1 protein-coding gene is annotated in these 439 nt (G+C 71.1%); it reads right to left on the minus strand.

The genetic code is table 11. The features are described 5' to 3' along the window. A partial coding sequence (locus tag LPA54_RS39170) for a zinc-binding dehydrogenase (RefSeq protein WP_228985156.1) occupies window positions 1-439 on the minus strand: 439 nt, incomplete at both ends.

Here is a 439-nt window from a genome sequence, read left to right on the forward strand (position 1 = left end):
GGTTGCCGACGGCGTCGATGCCCTTGTCGGTGCCGATGCCCTCGGTCTGGTCGTGGATCTGCTCGACCGGGTCGCCCTCCGCGAAGTTGATCGGGACGGCGCCGATCTCCTGGGCCTTCTGCAGCCGCTCGGCGACGCGGTCGACCACGAACACCTTCCGCGCGCCGCGCAGCAGCGCCGAGTAGGCGGCCATCAGGCCGACCGGTCCGGCGCCGTACACGGTGACGCTGTCGCCCGGGCGCACCTGGGCGAGTTCGCAGCCGTGGTAGCCGGTGGGGAAGATGTCCGCGAGGAGGACGAAGTCCTTCTCGTGCTCGCTGCCCGCCGGCAGCTTCAGGCAGTTGAAGTCGGCGTAGGGGACGCGCAGGTACTCCGCCTGTCCGCCCTTCCAGGGGCCCATGGCCACATAGCCGTAGGCGCCGCCCGGGAAGCCGGGGTT

Origin of the sequence: Streptomyces sp. DH12 (genome assembly GCF_020873895.1) — a bacterium.
In the GTDB taxonomy this organism is placed as follows: domain Bacteria; phylum Actinomycetota; class Actinomycetes; order Streptomycetales; family Streptomycetaceae; genus Streptomyces.